This window comes from Archangium sp., from assembly GCF_057119385.1.
Window position 1 is genome coordinate 93831 of record NZ_DBNGVP010000153.1, and the last position, 20675, is coordinate 114505.

17 protein-coding genes are annotated in these 20675 nt (G+C 70.0%); 10 read left to right on the forward strand and 7 right to left on the reverse strand.

Features of this window, described 5'->3' with window-relative positions; translation table 11 throughout:
- Window positions 1–6: 6 nt before the first annotated feature.
- Entirely contained in the window at window positions 7–1422 is a 1416-nt protein-coding gene (locus tag AC16DP_RS36140; RefSeq protein ID WP_329733786.1) for a cytochrome P450, read from the reverse strand.
- A 47-nt stretch (window positions 1423–1469) separates the two neighbouring features.
- Window positions 1470–2792 carry an O-antigen ligase family protein gene (locus tag AC16DP_RS36145; protein ID WP_329733785.1) on the reverse strand — a complete coding sequence of 441 codons (1323 nt, stop codon included), beginning with the start codon at window positions 2790–2792 and terminating at the stop codon, window positions 1470–1472.
- A gap of 345 nt (window positions 2793–3137) precedes the next feature.
- Here AC16DP_RS36145 and AC16DP_RS36150 point away from each other — a divergent pair, with 345 nt between their 5' ends.
- From AC16DP_RS36150 to AC16DP_RS36185, 8 genes are all read left to right on the forward strand, one after another.
- On the forward strand, window positions 3138–4322 hold the full coding sequence (locus tag AC16DP_RS36150) for a glycosyltransferase family 4 protein (RefSeq protein WP_329733784.1): 1185 nt from the start codon (window positions 3138–3140) through the stop codon (window positions 4320–4322).
- Window positions 4323–4505: 183 nt separating this feature from the next.
- Window positions 4506–5984 (forward strand): right-handed parallel beta-helix repeat-containing protein, encoded by a 1479-nt coding sequence (locus tag AC16DP_RS36155; protein ID WP_329733783.1) that lies wholly within the window; start codon window positions 4506–4508, stop codon window positions 5982–5984.
- Window positions 5985–6165: 181 nt separating this feature from the next.
- A complete protein-coding gene (locus AC16DP_RS36160; RefSeq protein ID WP_329733782.1) occupies window positions 6166–6648 on the forward strand; it encodes a hypothetical protein in 483 nt (160 codons plus the stop codon).
- Window positions 6558–7277, forward strand: coding sequence for a N,N-dimethylformamidase beta subunit family domain-containing protein (locus tag AC16DP_RS36165; protein WP_329733781.1), 720 nt, complete (start codon window positions 6558–6560; stop codon window positions 7275–7277). Before AC16DP_RS36160 ends, AC16DP_RS36165 begins: the two co-directional genes overlap by 91 nt.
- Window positions 7247–7780 carry an NHL repeat-containing protein gene (locus AC16DP_RS36170; protein WP_329733780.1) on the forward strand — a complete coding sequence of 178 codons (534 nt, stop codon included), beginning with the start codon at window positions 7247–7249 and terminating at the stop codon, window positions 7778–7780. Before AC16DP_RS36165 ends, AC16DP_RS36170 begins: the two co-directional genes overlap by 31 nt.
- Before the next feature lie 107 nt (window positions 7781–7887).
- Window positions 7888–9714 carry a Tox-REase-5 domain-containing protein gene (locus AC16DP_RS36175; RefSeq protein WP_329733779.1) on the forward strand — a complete coding sequence of 609 codons (1827 nt, stop codon included), beginning with the start codon at window positions 7888–7890 and terminating at the stop codon, window positions 9712–9714.
- An 11-nt stretch (window positions 9715–9725) separates the two neighbouring features.
- Entirely contained in the window at window positions 9726–10460 is a 735-nt protein-coding gene (locus AC16DP_RS36180; protein ID WP_329733778.1) for an immunity 52 family protein, read from the forward strand.
- A gap of 144 nt (window positions 10461–10604) precedes the next feature.
- Window positions 10605–11810 carry an SGNH/GDSL hydrolase family protein gene (locus AC16DP_RS36185; protein ID WP_329733777.1) on the forward strand — a complete coding sequence of 402 codons (1206 nt, stop codon included), beginning with the start codon at window positions 10605–10607 and terminating at the stop codon, window positions 11808–11810.
- A gap of 3 nt (window positions 11811–11813) precedes the next feature.
- Here AC16DP_RS36185 and AC16DP_RS36190 read toward each other — a convergent pair whose 3' ends face one another.
- Window positions 11814–13106 (reverse strand): sensor histidine kinase, encoded by a 1293-nt coding sequence (locus AC16DP_RS36190; RefSeq protein ID WP_329733776.1) that lies wholly within the window; start codon window positions 13104–13106, stop codon window positions 11814–11816.
- 178 nt (window positions 13107–13284) lie between these two features.
- Between AC16DP_RS36190 and AC16DP_RS36195 the strand changes: the two genes are divergently transcribed.
- Window positions 13285–14883: a PAS domain-containing sensor histidine kinase gene (locus tag AC16DP_RS36195; protein ID WP_329733775.1), complete on the forward strand. Its 1599-nt coding sequence runs from the start codon at window positions 13285–13287 to the stop codon at window positions 14881–14883.
- Between the two features lie 98 nt (window positions 14884–14981).
- Window positions 14982–15782 carry a CHAP domain-containing protein gene (locus AC16DP_RS36200; protein WP_329733774.1) on the forward strand — a complete coding sequence of 267 codons (801 nt, stop codon included), beginning with the start codon at window positions 14982–14984 and terminating at the stop codon, window positions 15780–15782.
- A 17-nt stretch (window positions 15783–15799) separates the two neighbouring features.
- On the opposite strand, the gene AC16DP_RS36205 is transcribed toward AC16DP_RS36200, so the two are convergent.
- The 4 genes from AC16DP_RS36205 to AC16DP_RS36220 all read right to left on the reverse strand — a co-directional run bounded on the left by AC16DP_RS36205 (window position 15800) and on the right by AC16DP_RS36220 (window position 20537).
- On the reverse strand, window positions 15800–18442 hold the full coding sequence (locus AC16DP_RS36205; protein ID WP_329733773.1) for a protein kinase domain-containing protein: 2643 nt from the start codon (window positions 18440–18442) through the stop codon (window positions 15800–15802).
- A 137-nt stretch (window positions 18443–18579) separates the two neighbouring features.
- On the reverse strand, window positions 18580–19167 hold the full coding sequence (locus AC16DP_RS36210; RefSeq protein ID WP_329733772.1) for a hypothetical protein: 588 nt from the start codon (window positions 19165–19167) through the stop codon (window positions 18580–18582).
- A gap of 115 nt (window positions 19168–19282) precedes the next feature.
- Window positions 19283–19687, reverse strand: a complete 405-nt coding sequence (locus AC16DP_RS36215) for a VOC family protein (protein WP_329733771.1) — start codon at window positions 19685–19687, stop codon at window positions 19283–19285.
- 28 nt (window positions 19688–19715) lie between these two features.
- The gene (locus AC16DP_RS36220) at window positions 19716–20537 is read right to left on the reverse strand and encodes a hypothetical protein (protein WP_329733770.1); all 822 of its coding nucleotides are present in this window, start codon (window positions 20535–20537) and stop codon (window positions 19716–19718) included.
- Between the last annotated feature and the right edge of the window lie 138 nt (window positions 20538–20675).

Genomic DNA, 20675 nt, shown 5'->3' on the forward strand with positions numbered 1-20675 from the left:
CGGTCCTTACGACAGGGCCACGAGGTCGCGAATGCGGCCTCGCACCTCCGGGCGCTCGAAGTGCTTGTCCTGCGTGTGGATGCGCATGGGCAGGCCTCCCTTCGGGCGCATCGTGGCCCGCACCAACGGGTCCACGCGTGTGCCCGGCGGAAGCGAGAGCCGGAAGCGCGGCAGCAGCATGGAGAGCAGCAGCTTCATCTCCAGCAGCGCCAGGGTGGCGCCGATGCACCGGCGTGGCCCGTTGCTGAAGGGGATGTAGCCGTACACCGTGGGCTCGGTCTTCAACCAGCGATCCGGGAGGAACCGCTTCGGCTCGGGGTAGAGGTCCGGCAGCCGGTGGGTGATGTACGGGCTGTAGTACAGATGTGTCTCCGCCTCGAAGCGGTGGCCGCCCATCTCGAAGGGCGCGGTGCTGGCGCGGAAGGCCGCCGGCACGGGCGGCAGGAGGCGCAGGCTCTCCTTCAGCACCCGGTCCAGCAGGGGCAGCCGCTCGAGCTGCTCGAGGGTGGGGGGCGCGCCCTTCAGCTCTCCCTCCAGCTCCTCCACCAGCGCCGCGTGTACCTCCGGATGCTGGTCCAACAGGAAGAGCGTCCAGGTGAGGGCGTTGGTGGTCGTCTCGTGGCCGGCGACGAAGAGGATGTTCGTCTGGCCGACCAGCTCCGCGTCGGACATGGAGCCCCCCTCCTCGTCGCGCGCGTGCAGCAGCATGGAGAGCACGTCATCCCCGTCCGCCCCCTGGGCGCGCTTCCGGTCGATGAGTCCCCGGATGGCGGCCTCGCCCCGCTCGGAGATCCGCAGCAGGCGGCGGAAGGGCAGCCCGGGTTTGTCCCAGGGCATGAGGTGGACGGCCGGCGAGGCGTAGCGCTCCAGCCACTGCGCCATCAGCATTCCCATCCGCAGCGTCTCCTGGTCATCCTCCAACCCGAAGAGCACCTGGGTGACGATGAGCAGCGTCATCTGCCGCATCTCCAGGAAGACGTCGCGCACCTCGCCCGGCTTCCAGCGGCTCAGCATCTGGCCGATGCGCGCCACCATGGCGTCGCGGTAGCTCTCCACCTTCTTCTTGTGGAAGGAGGGCATCATCATGCGGCGGTGCTGCCGGTGCACCTCGCCGTTGATGGAGACGAGCCCCGTCCACAGCCTGCGCAGCGACGAGCCCTCGGGCCCCGTGCGCCAGAGCTCCAGCGAGCGGAAGAGCGCCGGGTTGCTCAGCACCTGCATGTTGTAGTCGGGGTGGAAGAGGAAGAGGTGCTGGGTGCTGCCCCGCGACAGCGCCACCAGCGGGCCGTAGCTGCTCAGCTTCTCCAGCCAGGTCAGCTGATCCGCGACGAAGCGGATGTAGTTGCCGGTGACTCCGAGCAGGGGCGTCGTGCGCGGGCCGGGCAGCTCCGCCATGTGTGTCCCGGGTGGGGTGGCGATCATCGGGCGCTCTCCTCCTGGTGGACCAACCAGAGAGAGGATGCCAGACGTCACCGGTGATGGCCGGAGATCCTGCCGGACGCTGTTTCCGCACCGGGCGTCCAGCCCGAAGGCATGTCGGCGGACGGCGGTATCGGGGCCAGTCCGGACGCCCCCTCCACGGGCACCCGTTGCGCGGCGCGGGCCAGGCGGTCCGCGCAGGCCGCGAGCCCGAACAGCACGTAGAAGTGCACGGCCACCAGGAAGCCCGCGAAGAGGCAGGACACCAGGTGGCCCACCACCGCCGCCGCGAGCGCCCGCACCAGCCAGCCGCGCTCCCGGTCCCGTGCGAACGTCCAGAGCGGCCCGAGCGCCGCCCCGATGAAGGCCAGGAAGAGCGCCAGCCCCACGAAGCCCAGGTCCGAGATGACCTGCAGGAAGACGTTGTGCGCGGCGTACACCCGCGTCGCGCCCGGAGGCCCGTACAGCCGCCACGCATAGGGGAAGGTGCCCGCGCCCACGCCCAGCAGCGGGTGCTCCACGCTCACCCGCGAGGCCACCGTCCAGGCCTCCACGCGGCTCATGGCCGAGGCATCCGCCTCATAGGTGCCCACCGTGCGCGTGCGGTTCCAGAAGCTCTGGGGCGAGAGCACCAGCATGGCCCCCGCCGCCGCCACCACCACCAGCGTGCGGGTGAGGTTGCGCTCCAGCAGCACCCACGTGGCCGCGGCGGCCACCAGCCCGAGGAAGCCTCCGCGCGAGTAGCTCAGCACCATGGCGGTGATGGCCAGCACCGCCGCGAGGCCGCACGTCAGCCGCACCAGCCAGGCGCTCTGCTTGCGCACGAGGAAGGCCACCGCCAGGGGCACGATGATGCCCACGCTCATGGCCATGCGGTTGGGGTCCGCGTACACGCCCACCCAGCGCGCGCGGTAGCCCTCCACCATGTCCACCCCCGCCTGGTGCCAGGCGATGACGCCCCGCGAGGTGAAGAGCGAGCCCACGATGAGCGCGAGGCAGGCCCATAGCAGCCGCCGCTCCGTCGTCACCAGGTTCACCAGCGTCAGGTAGAGGAGCACCCACTTGAGGAGCTCCAGCGCGGCGAACTGCGTGGCGTCCGGGTACAGGGACCAGCCCAGCGAGGCGAACACCAGGCCACAGAAGGTGAGCAGCAGCACCCCGCGCTGTCCGTCCACCCACAGCTTCTCGCGGCGGCCCACGCGCCCCAGCAGCATCAGGCCGGTGGCCAGCGCCGACAGCAGCAGGGCCGGGCGGAACCGGGCGAGTCCCGGTATCCACTCACCGGGGCTGATGTAGATGGCGGCCAGGAACGCGAGCAGGAAGCCGAAGGCCCAGCGATCCTGGCTCTGCACCGCCTTGCTTCCCATTCCCATCCCCGGACCTTCTCCCTCGCCAACTCGCTGACACCGCGCGCCCACGTTGTGCACTCCGCGCGGTGGACACCATCACCTCCGGCTCTTCCCGTCCGAAAGGCGATTCCTCCTCCGGCACCTTTCATTCACGACGCAAGGCATGCCGGTTGACGGCCTCTCGTCACTCCCCTGGGACTCGTATGGGGTGCTCATCCAACCCACGGCGCGCAACGTCTCGGCGCGCAACGTCTCGTGGTGCGGGACCGGACATCGGTGCGGTGGAGTCCGGCTGTCAGTGCACGTCTTTTGTCAGGAGGCCTTGCGAAGCGCCCGCTCTGACCTCATCACAAGGGAATGGGGAGTGGGTTGTTCGGGACGAAGGGGCTTCGCATCGCTCTGCTGATGAGCCTGGCTCCACGCAAGCAGGGCTCGTTGGAGGATTGGATACTCGCGTTCTGCCGGGAGGCCGCGCGGCGCGGTCACCAGGTGGATGCCTGGCTGCGCGAGCCCATGCTCCCGTCCATCGTCACGGAGCTGAAGGCCACGGGCGCGCGGGTGGAGGACCTGGCGGAGTTCGAGCGCTCGGGGCCGGTCGCCATGGCCCGGCGGCTGGCCGGCCATGACGTCATCCACCTCAACTTCCTGGCCCCGCGCAGCCGCATCGCGATGGCGGCCTACGCGACGTGGCCCACCCAGGTGCTGTACACGGCCCACTCGGACCACATCGACGAGGACGAGGACCTGGTGCGCCGGAGCCTGCGTTGGGTGGTGAACCAGGCCACCATGGTCCGCGTGCACAGCCTCGCGGGTGTCTCCGAGCACGTGCGCGTCAAGGAGGGCCGGCGCTTCGGGCTCCATCCCCACCGCTCGCGCACCATCTTCAATGGCGTGGACACCCGGCGCTTCCATCCGCACCCGCGCGCGCAGTCCGGGGGGCCGGTGGAGTTCATCACCGTGGCCAACCTCGTGGAGAACAAGGGCGTGCACCACCTGCTGGGGGCGCTCGGGCGGCTGCGCTCGCCCCGGGTGCGCCTGCGCGTCGTCGGAGATGGTCCGGCACAGCAGTCCCTGCGCGCGCTCGCGGTGCAGCTCGGCCTGGAGCACCAGACGGAGTTCCTGGGCCTGCGCAACGACGTGCACGAGTTGCTCGGCACCTCGGACATCTGCATCCAGCCCGCGCTGGCGGAGGCCTTCGGGCTCACCGTCGCGGAAGCCATGGCGTGTGGCTGCGCCGTGGTGGCCTCGCGCGTGGGCGGCATCCCCGAGCTCATCCAGCACGGCCGGACCGGGCTGCTGGTGGAGCCCGGAGACGAGGCCGGTTTCGCCGCCGCGCTCGGGCGCCTGCTGGACGACCCGGTATTGAGGCGGCAGCTCGGCGAGGCGGCGCGCCACCGGGCCTGCGAGTCCTTCGAGCTCTCCCACACCGTGCGGCGCCACGTGGACTGGTGCGAGGAAGCCACCGGGTATGTCTCTCGGACTCCCGAGCCCTCACGCCTCCTGGTGCAGCCGCCGGGCGAGCAGGCGCCGGGAGAGCAGGCAGGCGTCGGGTAGGAATAGGGAAGGGCCCACCCCTGTCGAGAACACCCCAAACACAGGAGGGTGTTCACGGTGAGAACCTTCAACAAGCGGACCGCATTTTCTTCCTCCCTGTTGGCCTGTCTGGTGACTGCCTGTGGATCCCCTGGCCAGAGGGGTGGAGCCCAGGAGAGCGGGCCTCAAACGCCGCCGGTGGTGGTGACTCCCGCTCCCGAGATTCCGGGCACCGCCACGGAGGTGCCGGGCACTCCCGCCTCGGACGAGGACACGGGGCCTCCCGCTCCGGCCCAGCAGCCGGGTGGCTCCACCACTGCGGAGTCGCCGGTCACCACGCCCACGTACAAGAAGGTGTGGGTGGTGAGCACGTCGGGCAGTGACACGGCGAGCGGCTCGGAGACGGCGCCGCTGCGGACCATCAGCCGTGCCATCACCCTGGCCGGCCCGGGCGAGCTCATCCGCGTGCGCTCCGGCACCTATACCGAGCGCGTGCTCATCTCCGGCTCCGTGCGCGGTGGCACCGTCGACGCGCCCATCACGCTCCAGGGCGAGGGCAATCCGCGCATCATCCTGGGCTCGGTGAACGGGGCCCTCCTGGTGGTGGAGAAGCCGTACTGGCTCATCAGTGGCTTCAACATCGACATCCAGAACCGCAAGGCCCTGGGTGTGGCCTTCACCGGCAACGTGCTGGGGACGAAGCTCTCCCACTCGGAGATCCACCACGGCCAGTACGGCGCCGGCGTGAGCTTCCACTACAGCGCCACCGGGGCCACGCTCGAGAACAATCACATCCACCACATCTTCCTCAGCGGGCAGGACGCGCACGGGGTCATCATCCAGCCCACGGCGCGCAACATCACCCTGCGCGGCAATGTCATCCACGACAACTCGGGAGACTCCATCCAGTGCTACAGCGAGGATGGCTCCAGCTCCGACGCCCCGGCCGATGGTGTCCTCATCGAGGGCAACGACCTGTACGGCAACATCGAGCAGTCGTTGGACATCAAGACCTGCTACAACGTCACCGTCCGCCGCAACAAGATGCACCTCGCCCGGCGCCACCCGGCCCTGGGCGGCAATGGCGCCATGGTGGTGCACATGTCGGCGAAGAACGTCCTCATCGAGGACAATGACTTCTACGACGCGGGCCTGGCCATCGGCGTGGGCGGCAACCGCGTGGGCCCGTACCCCTCGGGCATCGTCATCCGCCGCAATCGCATCCGGGACATGATCACCCTGGACGGCATGACGGGTGGAGGCCTGCAACTGGCGGTCTCCACGGGGACGAAGGTGTACAACAACACCTTCACCCGCCTGCAGGGCCCGGCGCTCATCGTGGGCACCGGTGACGGCGGGCCCACCGAGAACCTGGTGGTGAAGAACAACATCATCGACGCCTCCTACGCCCTGAAGCTGGGCACCCAGGCGCCGGGGCTGAAGATGGGCAGCAACCTCTACCGGCCCGGGGCCACCTTCAACGGCTCGACCCTGTCGCAGTGGAAGGCCAAGGGCTTCGACGCCAACTCCCTCGAGTCCAGTTCGCTGCTCGACAGCACCACCCTGGTGCCTGCGGCGGCCGCCATCGACCGCGGCGAGAACGTGGGCCTCTCGTTCTGCGGGGCCGCTCCGGACATCGGCGCCATCGAGTCCGGGTGCACCGCGACTGCTTCTTCCCCATAGGGGTCACTTCTTTCCCTGTGTGAGGCGCCCGCTTCCCCATCCTGGGGGGGCGGGTGTCTGTCTTTCACGCGCCACCTTCACCTCCCGCGACGGCAGGGGTCTTCCCGGTGCACGGAACTTCCCTTGCATGGGTTCACCGTGGGCCGGAGTGGACCGTTGGATGCCGTGGTGGGAGCGGGTCATGCGCGCAGGGCGTGGATGGGGCTTGTGGGTGGGCACCCTGGTGTTGGCGGGGGTGCTCTGGGGCGGATGCCATGACACCTCCCTGGATTCGATCGAGGACCCCCAGTCCGGCCACAACGGCGGTGGTGACAACGGCGGCGGGTGCACTTCCGACTGCGAGCCTTCTGGCCCCGTGCTCATCCAGCGAGAGCCGGCGCCCAATCCCATTCCCGAGGAGAACCGGCTGCCGGGAGATCCCCGCTGGCGTGGCGGCGCGGCGGCTCCCGAGGGGCAGCTCGAGGCCTATACCTCCACCGAGTCCGCCGAGGCGGGCGAGCACGTGGGGGTGAAGGTATCCACCCGCACGGAGACCACCGTCACCGCCGAGCTGTTCCGGATGGGCTATTACGGATGGGCTATTACGGTGGAACGGGGGCCCGCAAGGTGTGGAGCGGCGGCCCCTGGCGCACGAGCGAGCAGGCCACGTGCGAGCGCCACGTGACGACGGCGCGCATCGAGTGCGACTGGACCGATACCTTCTCCATCACCATCGATTCCGCGTGGCGCTCGGGGCTGTACGTGGTGAAGCTCACCCGGGCCGATGGGACGATGCGCTTCGTCCCCTTCGTCATCCGGGACCGGCGCGCGGCGGACATCCTCTACACGCCCAACTTCACCACCTATCAGGCCTACAACACCTGGGGTGGCACGAGCCTCTACTTCGACGCCGCGTGGACGACGCCGTTCGGCCGCGCGCGTGAGGTGTCCTTCAACCGTCCGTACAAGGACTCCAACGGGGCCGGGAAGACGTTCTTCCTCGACATCAACTTCATCCAGCTGATGGAGAAGCATGGCTACGACGTCACCTACGGCACGCAGCTGGACTTCGTGCGCTTCTCCGACTTCGTGGAGGGCATTGGCGCCTTCGTCAGCGCGGCGCAGGACGAGTACTGGCCGGAGCAGGAGCGCGACCAGCTGGACGCGCTGCTCCAGCGCCCCGATGGGAAGACGAGCCTAGTCTACTTCGGCGGCAAATGTCGCTCGCCGTGGACTCCGCCGGCAATCTCTATGTCGCCGACCAGGTGGGCAATCGCATCCGCATGCTGCGCGCGGACCGGTCCGAGGTCGTGACGATCGCCGGCAGTGGCGCGGGCGGCCGGGTGGACGAGAACGGCACCAAGGCCAGTTTCAACAACCCCACCGCGCTCGTGATGGGCCAGGACGGGGCGTTGTATGTGTTCGAGGCCGGCAACCAGCTCGTGCGCCGCGTCTCGCTCTCGGCGCCGTACAAGGTGGAGACCGTCGCGGGCCGGCGGGACGGGTATGTGTTTGGCTTCGCGGATGGAGACGGACCCGCGGCCCGGTTCCGCGGCCAGATGGGCATGTCGGTGGCCGTGGATGGCAGGTTGATCATCGCCGACACGGGCAACTTCCGCATCCGCAAGGTGCTGCCCGGCGCCGATGCCACGTCCTCGCGGGTCGTCACCGTGGCGGGCTCGGGGAAGCTCGGGACGAACCTCGGCTCCGGAGACGTGGCGGACATCGTCGCGCCCACGGGGCTCGCCACCGATGTGAACGGGAACATCTACGTGAGCGACTCGTTCAACCACGCCATCCGCGTCATCATCCCGTAGCGGGTGGGACGCGGTGCCGCTCGGCGCTGCCCTGACTTCCAAGGTTCATTGAGGAGCACAAGGCCATATCCTCCAGGGCCGTTTCCCCTGGGGGAAAGGGCCGCATCATGGCGAAGAAGTACCGAAATCCTGGGACGGGAGATGGCGGCGGTACGCAGCTCGACGGCAGGCGGAGCGCGCTGGGCCGGCCGTGGCGGCCGTCGTGCGTGGTGGTGCTGTTGCTCCTCGGGCTGCAGGCGGCGTGCGCGACGGGCTACCCCATGGGGGGGATGGTGGCTGGCGGCGCTCGCCATCGGTGGCGGGTACAGCGTGAGAGTCCCAGGCCACAGGAGATGGCGGGACAGGCCCAGGCGGTGTCCGCAACGATGACCGGGGAGGCTGTCGCGGGCCTGGAGGGCACTGACGCGCAAGCCGAGGAGCGCGAGGCCGGTGTGCCGGTGGAGGCGGGCACGGGCCCTGTCGCTGGGGCGGCGGAGTGGGCCCGCCAACGTGCGCGGCGCATGAGCGAGGGGGACGACGAGGCGGTCCTGGAGGGGAAGGGCGTTGGATGGCTGGATGGAGTGGGCGACGGACGGCCCTTCGAGGTGCCCATGACGCTCGACTACTTCCAGGGCTTCCTCGCGCAGGCCGGTGTCCCCAGTACGGCGTTGCCGAAGGACGGGCGGACGCTGTCGCCTCAGCAGGCGATGGAGTTGGTGCCGCATCTGCTCTCCACGCCTTTGACACTGGGCAACTTCGGGCTGCGCCGTATGGCGGCACACCTGCTCTTGGAGGTGGCCGCGGGTGGCGAGGTGGTGACGAGAGACGAGCTTCACGCGCGCATGCGCCGCTTCTCGCGGCTGCTGGTGCTACGGCCGGACGGATACCTGGTGAGGGCCACGACGGGAATCGCGGTCCAGAAGGCCGGTCAGGTCGTGCTCGCCGAGGATGGCGCGCTCCGGGCCGGCCGCTTCGAGGTGGGCCCTTTCTACGCCATCGAGGGCGAGCGCCTCTTCCTGGTGGACCCGAGGCTCGAGGTTCCAAAAGGAGCGCGCCCCGCGGGCCTCTACACGCCCGACGACAACCCGGCGCTTGCGGTGGGCGAGGGGGCGGTGCTCGCTGTGATGGACATGGTGGAAGGCCTCTACCGGCTGGTCTTCTACACGGGCGAGACGCTGGAGGGTCTGGCGCAGCTGCCGGGCGCGGTGAGGCAGCTCTACGAGAACTCGCCGCAGTTGTGGGAGGAGTTTCGTCACAAGCCCTACGCCGAGAAGGTGCGCACCGTGTCGCGGCTTGCCACGGGCGCGGTGCTGACGGTAGGCACGGCCGGTGCGGGCACGGCGAAGGTTGCGGCCTGGGGTGGCAAGCTGCAGAGCCTCACGGTGCCGCTGCTGTCGCTCACGGGCGATGGGCTCCTGGCGGTGCGATTGGTGGCGGTGCCCGTGGGGAGTGTTGCCACCGCGGCCGCGCCGACGCTGAGCGCCACCTACGTGCTGCACATGGCCAACACTGGCGCCCAGGGCGCGGGAGGCGGAGGTGGGTGGCCTCCAGTTGGGGGGCCTGGGCAGTGGGTGGAGGACACCTCGAGCATGTCGGAGCAGGCACGGGCCTATCAGGCCCAGGTGACTGGCGCCCCCAAAGGCTGGTGCTACAAGGTGTGCCGCAATGGGAAGTGTGTCGAGTACGACGGCTTCGAGCCGACGGAGGGCGTGCTACTCGAAGGCAAGGCGCGCGGGTACGCTCAGTGGTTCGACCAGGACCTCAAGCCCAAGCTCGACTTTTACGAGGGCTTGGGGGACCTGCTCAATCAAGCGCGACGTCAGCTCCAGATGGCAGGCGGGCTGCCAATCCGCTGGCACGTCGCCGAGCCTCGGATGGCGGCCGTGCTTCGGAAGTATTTTGATGAGCGGGGCCTTCAGTCCATAGAGGTGGTTTACACACCACCGGTGAAGTGAGGCCACCGAGCATGAGCGAACGCTACGAAATCAAAGCGTATTGGGGGCACCGTCCAGAGCCGGCCGATGAGTGCGCACGGCGGGCGGAGACGTTCTTCCGCCTCCTTGGGGAGTGCCATCCGGAATTCGCGCGGTGGTACGAGAAAAGCAACTCCGCTCGAAAGGCGCTGCAACTCGGCTTTGAGCCCACCCGCGAAACCTTCATCAGTTTCTTCGGCCGCGAGAAGTACCAGATTCTGGATGACGGATTTGCGTTCGGCGCCTGGACAGGGCACGTGGAGCAGGGCCGGGGCGGCTCGGTCATGCTCGGTTGTGGGTCGAAGGCGGAGTTCGCGCCGAACTACCTCTGGCTCTCCCTTCCGAGGGAGGCCCTGGGGCACGAGCGCCTGGTCACGGAGCCTGTTGTCGCCGGCGCCATGCGTGCCATTGCGGTGGCCTGGGAGCCAGAATGGGCGGTCGCTACGGCGGACGGACTGTGGAAGGAGCTCTCCGGTGGCAGCCAGCTGGGATGCTTCGTGGGCTGGATGACGTACTTCTCGCGGGATCGGGGCGAGGTGCCTGTCCTCCCCGCGCCCGTACGCGTTGAGCCCGTGGGTGACAAGGGAACGCTGGTGACACTCACCCCGGAGCGGCTCACCCCCAGCAATCCGGAGCACGTGGCGCTCGCCTGGCGAACGCAGAGAGCGCTGGAGGAGCGGGGGCTGTTCCGTTTGATGGTCCAGCCGGCTTCCAGGCGGAAGGCGTGAACGGTCGCGCGGCTCGGAAGAAAGAAAACCCTGGCCATGCCCCCTCAAGCTGGCCTGACAGGTGCAATACCTCCCCCACGAGGGGGAGGTGTGATGGGGAGTCGGAGGCGCGTGGCACTGCGGGTATGTCTGGGAGCACTGCTGATGCTCCGGTGTGGATCCTCTGGCTACGAGGAGGAAACCTTCTTCCCACCGGAGGACTCCGCACCGGTCTCCTCCGAGGCGCCGCCATCGGGAGGGCTCGAGGTGGCTCCGGTGCGCGGCGGGCACGACCCGGGCCAGCCCCGGCCCCTGCCCCCCATGTTCCAACCGGGCTTCCACCTGGCCCTGCGCTGGTCCCATTCCGTGGGCCGTCTCACCACGTTCCGGCTGCGCGTGCCGGTGAACCGGGAGGGGCAGCGGGTGCGGCTCGCCTTCCGCTCGGGAGACGGGCCCCTCGTGTTGCGGCGGGTCACCGTTGCCCACGCGGGCGACGAGGGCGCACTGGCCTCCGCGCCGGTGCCCGTGACGTTCTCCGGCGCGCCCGGTCTCTCCGTGGCGACGCGGACGCGCGGGGTGTCCGACCCCGTGTCCCTTCCCATCCACTTCGGTGACGAGCTGGCCGTGTCCTTCGAGGTGGAGGGCACGCTGGCGGCCAGTGCCATCGAGCTGCTCCCCGGCAGCGCCGTGCGCCCGGGCGCCTGGGCCACCACGCCAGGTCCGCTGGGCGGTGCGCCCTGGTCCGTCCCGGTGGGGCTGGCCACCGTGGAGGTCGAGGGCCCTCCCGCGCGCGCCTTCGTCGCCCTGGGAGACAGCATCACCGAGGGCTACATCGACGGCCACGACGACATCCGTGACACCTGGGCCTTCCAGGCGGGCGCGCGACTCGGCGTGCCCATCGTCAACGCCGGGGTCTCCGGCCAGGGCTTCTACGATGGGTCGCGGCTGCTGGACGGGGAGGCGCTCGTCCTGTCGGGCATCACCGACTGCATCGTCCTGCTGGGCACCAATGACCTGAGTGGCGTCCCGGACAGCAAGCTGCTGGCGGACATGGTCCAGCTCACGGAGCGGCTGAAGCCCTTCTGCCGCACCTGGACCGGTACCCTGCTGCCCAAGGAGCACGCCCACAACGGCAAGTACGAGCAGGTGAAGTCGAGCCGCCTGGTGATGAACACCTGGATTCGCGAGCACCAGCAGCCGGACGTCATCGACTTCGAGGCGGTGACGCGCGCCCCGGACAACGTGCACCACTTCCTCGACGGGCTGGCCGTGGACGGCATCCATCCGAGCGTGGCCGGCCATCGCGTCATGGCCGATGAGGTGGTGCGCGTGCTGCGCGCCCGGGGCGTGCAACCCCAGCAGGCCCCGTGAGCCTCACCCCGGGGTGTCCAGCAGCGGCAGCGTCACGGTGAAGCAGGCCCCCTGGCCGGGCTCGCTCCGCACCGACACGTTCCCGCCGTGCGCCTCGACGATCTCCCTCAGGATGTAGAGCCCGAGCCCGAAGCCCCCATAGTGCCGTACCGAGGCGGCGCGCTCGAAGCGCCCGAAGATGCGCCGCTGGTCCTCCGGCGAGATGCCGATGCCCTCGTCCTCCACGCTCAGCAGCGCGCGGCCCCGCTCGGCCCGGCAGCGCACGTGCACCGGACTGCCCGCTCCATACTTCATCGCGTTGGACAGCAGGTTCTCCAGCACCTGCTCCAGCCGCAGCCGGTCGCCGAGCACCGGGAGCGGCCCCTCCACCTGCGCGTCCAGCGGGCACTCCGCCTGGGCGAGCACCTCGCGCGAGCGCTCCAGCACCTCGCGCACCAGCACCGCCAGGTCACACGGGGCCGTGTCGAGCTGGAGCGTGCCCCGCGTCAGCCGGGAGAGGTCCAGCATGCTCTCCACCAGCCGCGTGAGGCGCACCACCTGACGATCCGTCACCGCCAGCCGGGACAACAACTCCTCCGGGGCGCACGGCCCGCCCTGGAGCATCCGCTGGGCGCTCTGCAACCCCAGCCGCAGCGGCGTGAGGGGCGTGCGCAGCTCGTGCGAGGCGATGGCGAGGAACTCGTCCCGGGCCCGCACCGCCTCCTGCGTCTCGCGCAGCAGCCGGGCCCGCTCCGCCTCCGCCTCGCGGCGCCGGGTGACGTCCACGAAGGTGACCACCGCGCCCAGCCGCTCGTCGCCCCGCCAGATGGGATAGGACCAGACCTCCGCCGGGAAGCCCGTGCCGTCCGCCCGCCACAGCCACTCCTGGTCGTCGTGGATGCCTTCCCGCGTGGTGGCCTCGTAGATGAGGCACTCCGAGCGCGGGTAGGGCCTGCCGTCCGCGCGGCTGTGATGGATGGTGTCGTGCATGTGCCGCCCGATGAGCGCCGAGGCGTCCGGGTAGCCCAGCAGCCGCGCGCAGGTGCGGTTGGCGAAGGTGCACCGGCCTTCCAGATCCAGTCCGTAGATGGCCTCGCCGGTGGAGTCGAGCAGCAGCCGGAAGCGCTCCTCGCTCTGGCGCAGCCGCTCCTCGGGCATCTCGTGGAGCGTGCCCGGGTGGGCGAGCGCGGCCCCCACCTCCGCGCGCAGGAGGGCCGGGCCCTCCGGCCCGTTGCGTCGCCGCGCCCGCCGGGTGAGCCAGGCGCCCGTCACACCTCCGAGTGCACCCGCGAGCAGGCCAACGACGAGGCGATTCACACGTCTTCCTCCCAAAAGCATTCATCCGCCGGGCCGCCGGGCCCGTCCAAGGTTCGTGGATGGTTCCGCTCCCAGACGTCCAGCGGCGAACACCTTGGATCGTGTCCTCGTGATGCTTTCCAGCGAGCCGGTATCTTCGCGAAGACCCTGCTTCTCATGGGACAGGGGGGGAGGACCCATGCGGGCGCTCGAAGCCATCGTCCAGGCACCCGTGCGGCAGGAGGCCGAGCTGTTCCGGCACATCCTCGACGCACTGCCGTATCCTATTTTCTGGAAGGGGCGGGACCTGCGCTTCCTCGGGTGCAACGCCGCGTTCGCGAGGATCGCCGGCCGCGAGGGCCCCGACGCGGTGGTGGGGCTCTCCGACTACGAGCTGCCCTGGCCCAAGGAGGACGCGGACTTCTACCGCGCCTGTGATCAACAGGTGATGGAGTCGGGACAGCCGCTGCCCGAGTGCGAGGAGCCCGTGCTGGGCAGTGATGGTGTGCAGCGCTGGACGCAGACGAGCAAGGTGCCCCTGAGGGATGAGCGGGGCTTCGTCTTCGGGGTGCTCGGCATCCTCGTGGACGTCACCGAGATGCGCGAGACGCAGGAGCGGCTCCGGGTGGCGCTCACCGCGGGCGAGGCGGCCAATCGCATGCTGAAGGCGCAGGTGGCCGAGCGCGAGCTCATGCAGCGGGCCCTGGCGCTCAGCGAGATGCGGCTGCGCACGGCCGTGCGCGGCGCGCAGATGACGCTCTGGGGGTTGGATGCGCGGGGCCTCTTCACCTTCGCGGATGGGGGCGCGCTGGCATCGTTGGGCCTCGAGCCGGGGTGGGTGGTGGGCCACTCCATCTTCGACATCTACGCCGGCCATCCGGACATCCTCGCGCAGGCCCGGCGGGCGCTGGCCGGTGAGTCCTTCACCGGCTACATCACGTTCGAGGGCATCCACTACGAGACGCGCTACACGCCGATGTTCGACGGGGCCGGCACGCTCACGGGCATCACCGGGCTCGCGTTGGATGTCACCGAGCGCGTGCGCTACCACGAGATGCTGGAGGCGGAGCTGGAGCGCACGCGCAACCAGTTGCTGCAGGTGGAGCGGCTGGCGACGCTGGGCACGCTGGCGGCTGGAGTGGGGCACGAGCTGCGCAACATCTCCACCGTGCTCAACAGCCTGAGGAGCTCCTTCCGCGACTGTGCCGAGCGGGGCGTGCCGCCCGACGCCGAGGAGCTCGAGGAGCTGGGCTGGGCGTGCGAGCACGTGGCCACGCATGGCCGGCACCTGATGGACCTGGGCCGTCCGGGGCGCTCGACGGTGGAGCGGATGGACCTGCGGGAGCTGGTGGCGGGCGCGCTGGCCATGTTGCGCACGGCGGGCATCATCAAGCACGTGAAGGTGTCGGCCTCGGTGCCCGAGTCCCCCCTGTGGATCGACGCGAGCCGGACGCGGGTGGAGCAGGTGCTGCTCAACCTGGTGAGCAACGCGGCCGACGCGGTGGAGGTGGTGCGTGACCGGCCCGCGGAGGTGCGGGTGCGGCTCTTCGAGGACCGTGCGTCGGGCTTCATCTGCTGCCGGGTGGAGGACACCGGGGTGGGCATCCCCCAGGAGAAGCTCTCCGCCATCTTCGAGCCGTGGTTCACCACCAAGCCCCCGGGCCGGGGGACGGGCCTGGGCCTGCCGGTGGTGCGCACCATCCTCCAGGAGGCCGGAGGCGATCTCTCCGTGGAGAGCGAGCTGGGGAAGGGAAGTGCCTTCACCTTCCGGCTGCCTTCGCGGCTCCAGGCGGGCTGAGGGCCGGCCGATCAGACACACATGCCTGGACGGAGAGGGTGCAGGCGGGGGCGGAGGTGGATAATGTCGCCCCCCCTTCGTCAGCCAGGGAACTGCGTATGCGCTGTGTGCTCCTCGTTCCGGTGTGTCTCCTCGTCGCCTGCGCCGGCTCCGTGTCCGCGCTCCGTCCGGCCGCCCCGGTTCCGGAATCGGCTCCGGCTCCGGCCGCTCCGGCGGTCTCCGAGCAGGTTCCCCGGGCCGAAGTGGAGGAGTCCGGGGCCGCGCCGGCGGACGAGGTGGCGCGGGCGCTGAGCACCACGGTGGAGGTCGCGCGGCGTGTGTCCGGGGCCTCCAGCCTGCGTGCCTCGCACCTGGGGTTCCCGGGGGCGCCCTCGCGCGCCGCGGCCCTCATCGTCGAGCGGGCGGTACGGCTCGTGGGGGTGAAGCAGCTCGGCCGCGTGGACCGCAGCGTCCCGGATGACTGCTCCGGCCTGGTGCGGCTCGCCTACCTCGGGGCCGGCATCGACCTGGTCAACCATGGCTTCCTCAACGGCGAGAACGCCGTCACCGCCATCTACCGCCGCGCGAAGGACCGGGGCGCCCTCCACCAGCACCGTCCCCGTCCCGGGGACCTCGTCTTCTTCCAGGAGACGTACGACAGAAACCGCGACGGCAAGCGCAACGATGGGATGACCCACATCGCCGTCGTGGAGACCGTCGAGCTGGACGGCACCATCACCTTCATCCACCGGGGCAGCAAGGGCATCGCCCGCTCGCGCATGAACCTGCTCTTCCCGCGCACCCACCGCGCGGGCCAGAGCGGGCCCGTCCTCAATGACTTCCTGCGCGCCGCGGCCAAGGGCCAGCGCGCCTGGCTCACCGGCGAGCTCTTCGTCGGCTTCGCCTCCCCCACGCTGTAGGCCGGGACGGGGGACGCTCACTTCTTCGACAGCGTCGCGAGGGCGTCCTTCGCCTCGTCCTGACCGCAGTTCTTCGAGCCGGGGGTGGTCTTGTCCCTGGGCAGCTTGCTCAGCTGCTCCAGGGCGGGCACGGCCTTCGGGTCTCCCAGGCCCGCCAGCCGCCGCGCCGAGCGCGCGCGCACGCCGCAGTTCTTCGACTCGAGCGCGCGCATGTACAGCTTCACCAGGTCCAACTCGGCGGTGGAGTGCTCCGCCTCCAGGTAGCGCAGCGCGCCCCACTGCCTCGGCGTGGTGGGCTCCTCGTCCGCCAGCTCCTCGAAGTGCTTCTTCACCTGCTCCTCGGAGAGCATGCCCATCAGCTTGCGCAGGCCCCTGTCGGACTCGTCCTCGCCGAAGTCCTCGGCCAGCCCGTCCAGCACCTGCGTCTCGAGGGCCTCGCGCGCCGGAGCGTCCAGCCCGGCGAGCACCGTGTGCTCCTCCTCGTGCCGCTCCAGGCCGTGCAGCACCCGCGCGCGCAGCTGGAGCACGCCCGCGTCCTTCTTCGCCTCCGCCGGCAGGTCCGACAGGCGCTCGAGCGCGTCCTTCAGCTGGCCCGCCTCCATCAGCTCCCGGGCCTGGTACACCGGGTCATTGCGGCGCGACACCTCGTACGCGCCCAGGCTCATGCCCATCACCAGCCCCAGGCCCACCACCGCCGTCTGGCGCGGCCACGCCTTCACGAAGGCCACCGCGCGCTCGGCACCCGTGCGCGCCAGCTCCAGCGCCGCCCGCACCGGCTTCATCACCGGGCCCAGCTGCTCCTCGATGGGCGGAGAGAGGGACACCTCGTCCTGGCCACCGAAGGGCAGGCCCTCGGGGGCGCGGCGGCAACGGTGGATGCGCAGCGGCTCGCCATTGCCGGGCATGGGGACGCTGCCACAGGGCTCGGCGTCTCCCTCCACGCGGTTGCGCGCCAGGTTCACCGACTCGGTGAAGATGACCTCGCCGGGCTGGGCCACCTGCTCCACGGCCTTCACCACCTCCACCGGCTCGCCGAGCACCGCGTCGCGCGTGACGAGCACCTCGCCCGTGTGGAGGCAGATGCGCACGGGCAGGTGCTCGTCCGGGCCGCACGTCTGGTTGTGCCGCCACAGCCGGTCCTGCATGGCCATGCCGCACAGCACCGCGTGGGTGGGCGAGGCGAAGGTGACGAGCAGCGAGTCACCCCGCTTCTGCACCAGGCGCCCGCCGTACTGGCGCACCAGGGGCAGCAGCAGCCCGTCGTGCGTCTCCAGCATCCGCGCGTTCTGCTCGTGCGTCTGCCGCGAGGTGCGCTCGGTGTAGCCCTCCAGGTCGGTGAGCATCACCGTGAGGTTCTGCGGCTTGCCGCCCGAGAGCGTCCCACTGCCCATGGGGGCCACCGTGCCCGCGGGCTTCGGGGCGGGGACGACGGTGCCGGCGCGCACCACGTGCTTCTCGTACACCACGGCCGCCAGGGCGGACTGGGAGGGACGGGTGGGCGCGCGCGAGGGCGAGGAGGCCCCCTCGGGCAGCGGCATGCTCCGAGCGGCGCGGGTGGGTGCCTGGGAGGGGGAGCGGCCGCTGCTCGCGGGAGTCGCCACCGGAACGGGCGCGCCGAAGGCGGCGGTGCCCGAGGCCGGGGACCCGGCGGGCTTCTCCGGGGGCACGGGGGACGGCGCGGCCTGGGGCGAGGCGAAGGCGGCCGTTCCGCTGCCCTGGGCGGGGGCGTCGGGGACGAGGAAGGCGGAGATGCTCGGCGAGGCCGTGCCCGCGGCCATGGCCAGGGGCATGCCCACCGCGGCCTGGGCTCCGGCGGCCGCCAGCGCGCCGAGCGCATCCACCAGCGCATGGGCGCTCGGCATGCGGTGGGCGGGCGTCTTCTGCAGCAGCTGCATCACCAGCGCGACGAGCGCGGGGTGGCCGGCGAGCGTGGGCGCCGCCTCGATGAGGGGCATGGGCGGGGCGGCGGCGTGCTGGGCGACGTACTGCGTGGGCCCGGGCCCGGGGAAGGGCAGCTGGCCCGACAACATGCGGTAGGCGAGCACCCCGAAGGAGTAGAGGTCGCTGCGCGGATCCACCGGCGCGCCCACGGCCTGCTCCGGCGAGAGGTACTCCGGCGTGCCCACCACCAGCCCCACCTGGCTGAGGTTGCTGCTGGAGGCGTCCGGCTCCACCAGCCGGGCGATGCCGAAGTCCAGCAGCCGCGCCTGCTCCCCGCGCAGCCCCTTGGTGAGCAGCACGTTCTCCGGCTTGAGGTCGCGGTGGATGATGCCCTTGTCGTGGATGGCCGCCAGGCCCTCGGCGAGCTGGTACATCAGGGGCAGCGCGCGCGACGGCGCCATGGCCCCCAGCTGCAGCACGTCATAGAGGTTCTCGCCCTCCACGTACTCCATCACCAGGCACGCGCCCACTTCCGCCTGGCCGTAGTCGATGACGTGCACCACGGCGGGGTGCTCCACCGCGGACAGCAGGCGCGCCTCGCGCTTGAAGCGCTCGATCATGCTCGGGTGCACCATCAGGTCCGCGTGCAGGACCTTGATGGCCACGCGGCGCCCCAGCGACACCTGCTCACCGAGATACACCTCGCCCATGCCGCCTGCACCGAGGAGCTGGAGCACACGGAAGCGGCCATCGAGGACAAGGGTACCGGTATCGATCACGGGCGCCGCATCTTCGCCGGAAACGGGTGCCGCGGGCAGGGGCCTCTCATGACGCGAGGCGGCTCGGCTGCCCGCCCACCGGGCCCGGCGGAATGTGGGTTATTCAACCACATCCTCTGGCCGTGAAGTGGAGCCGCTCAATAGAGGAGGCAGTAGCTGCCGTCCGTGCAGTAGTTGGACGCGGAGCAGCACGCGCCATTGTTGCAACGGCCCTGGCAGCAATCGATGGCGCAGCTGAAGGCGTCCTCGTCGAACGAGCAATCGCCGTCACCGCAGAAGGTCGGACAGGGGTCGTCGGCGTAGCGCGAGACGGACTTGGAGGTGTTGGCCCAGCAGGTGGTGCGTCCGCCGCCGCTGTCGATGACCATGGGCACGGCCTTCACGTTGAAGAGGTACGAGCCACAGGAGAGGCCCGAGCTGCTGAAGTACCAGGTGCCCGAGGTGCCGGGGAGCTCGGAGGTGGATTGCAGGACGTTGTTGATGCGGAACTCCAGACGCACCGCGTTGGCCGGGTAGGACACCGTCCAGGTTCCGCTGCCCGCCATCTCGCCCTGGTACGTGCTGACGCCGCTGATGGTCAGCTGGGTGACGGCCGAGCTGGAGCACATGGCCAGCTCGGCGGTGCCCAGTGGCTCCCCCTCCTCGGGGAGGTCGACGACACCGCCGCAGGCCGTCAGCAGCAGACCGGACAGCAGCACACAGAGTGAAGAGAGATGACGCGGCATGGGGGTGCTCCAGGGAAAGCGGATGGGGGGCCTCGGCGAGGACCGGAGGCTCGGCATCACCCATATCATATTTTTCCAGGGACTTTGTGTGAAACCTGGAATGGGGGGAAGACGCTCAGGCCGTCTTGAGGCTGAGCTGCCAGGACACGCCGTACCGGTCGGCGAGCCAGGTGAACTTCCGGCTGAAGGGGTACTCGCCCAGCGGCATCATCACCTGCCCGCCCTCGCCCAGCTTCGCGGCCAGCGTGTCGAGCTCCGCCTCCGAATCCGTGGTGACGAAGATGGACGTGGCGGGCGTGAAGGTGAACCCGTGCTTCATGCTGCTGTCGATGCACATGAAGCGCTGGCCGTTGAGCGTGAAGGACGCCTGCATCACCGAGCCCTCGGTGCCGGGCTCGCCCGGGCCGTAGCGCTGGATGTGGGTGATGCTCGCGTCCTTGAAGAGCGACACGTAGAACGTCATCGCCTCCTCGGCCTTCTTGCCTTCGAACATCAGGAACGTCGCGATCGTCGAGCTCATCGGTGCGGAGACTCCTGGGGGGTGAGGGTTACTTCGCGAGGTGGGCGAACTTGAACGTCCAGAAGATGCCCCACCCCACGATGCTCACCGCGCTGAGCACGATGCCCGCGATGGCCTGCCCCTTGCGCCCGACGGGCGGGGTCGCCGCGGGGTTCACGTTCCGCAGGCCGATGATGGAGCACAGCAGGGAGATGAGCGCCAACGGGGCGAAGAGCAGCCCGATGAAGCTGAGCATGAAGCCGGCGCGCGCCACCGTGTTGTTGGAGTAGAGGTGCCACGCCTTCTGGAGCGCCTCGCGCGACACCTCCTCCTTGAAGAAGAGCTTGTTGCGCGTGTTGTTGTACATGACGAGGGTGATGATGACGGGCCAGATGCCACGGCCCACGGCCTCCGCCCCCGCGGTGAAGCCCGAGACGAACAGGGAGGCGATGGGCACGAAGCACAGCGCCAGACGGGCGAACGGCATTCCCATCCAGAAGCACGCGCCCACGCAGCCGCCCACGAGGGCGAGCAACCCGAGCAGCAACCCGGCGTTGCCCGTGTCCTTGTTCACCACCTCATTGGCCAGGATGATGGCCCCGGCGAAGAAGTTGAAGAGGGCGCCGAAGCCCACCAGCCACGCCCACGCGTCGCGCTTGCCCCAGTACTTGAGGCGGAAGGCCTCCAGGTAGTCCACGTCGGGGTGCTCGGCGCAGGTGTCGCAGTAGTCCTTGCCGTCGACGGTCTCCCGGTCGTACTCGCAGAAGAAGGTGCCGCAGCGGGCACAGGCGCCGAGCACGGGCTTCTGGGGATGGGCGGGGCAGCGCGCCTCGGTGGCTTCGGGCGGTGGGGCGGGGGACAGCGACTCCATGGAACGACCTCCAGAGGAGGCCGGACTCTGGCACAGCTCGCGAGCGGACGTGAGGGCCCGCCGCCTGCCCTCCGGCCGGGGGAACAGCAAAAATTCCGGGGGGTTGGACCACGTGGTACCTTCCCGTGCTCGACAGCA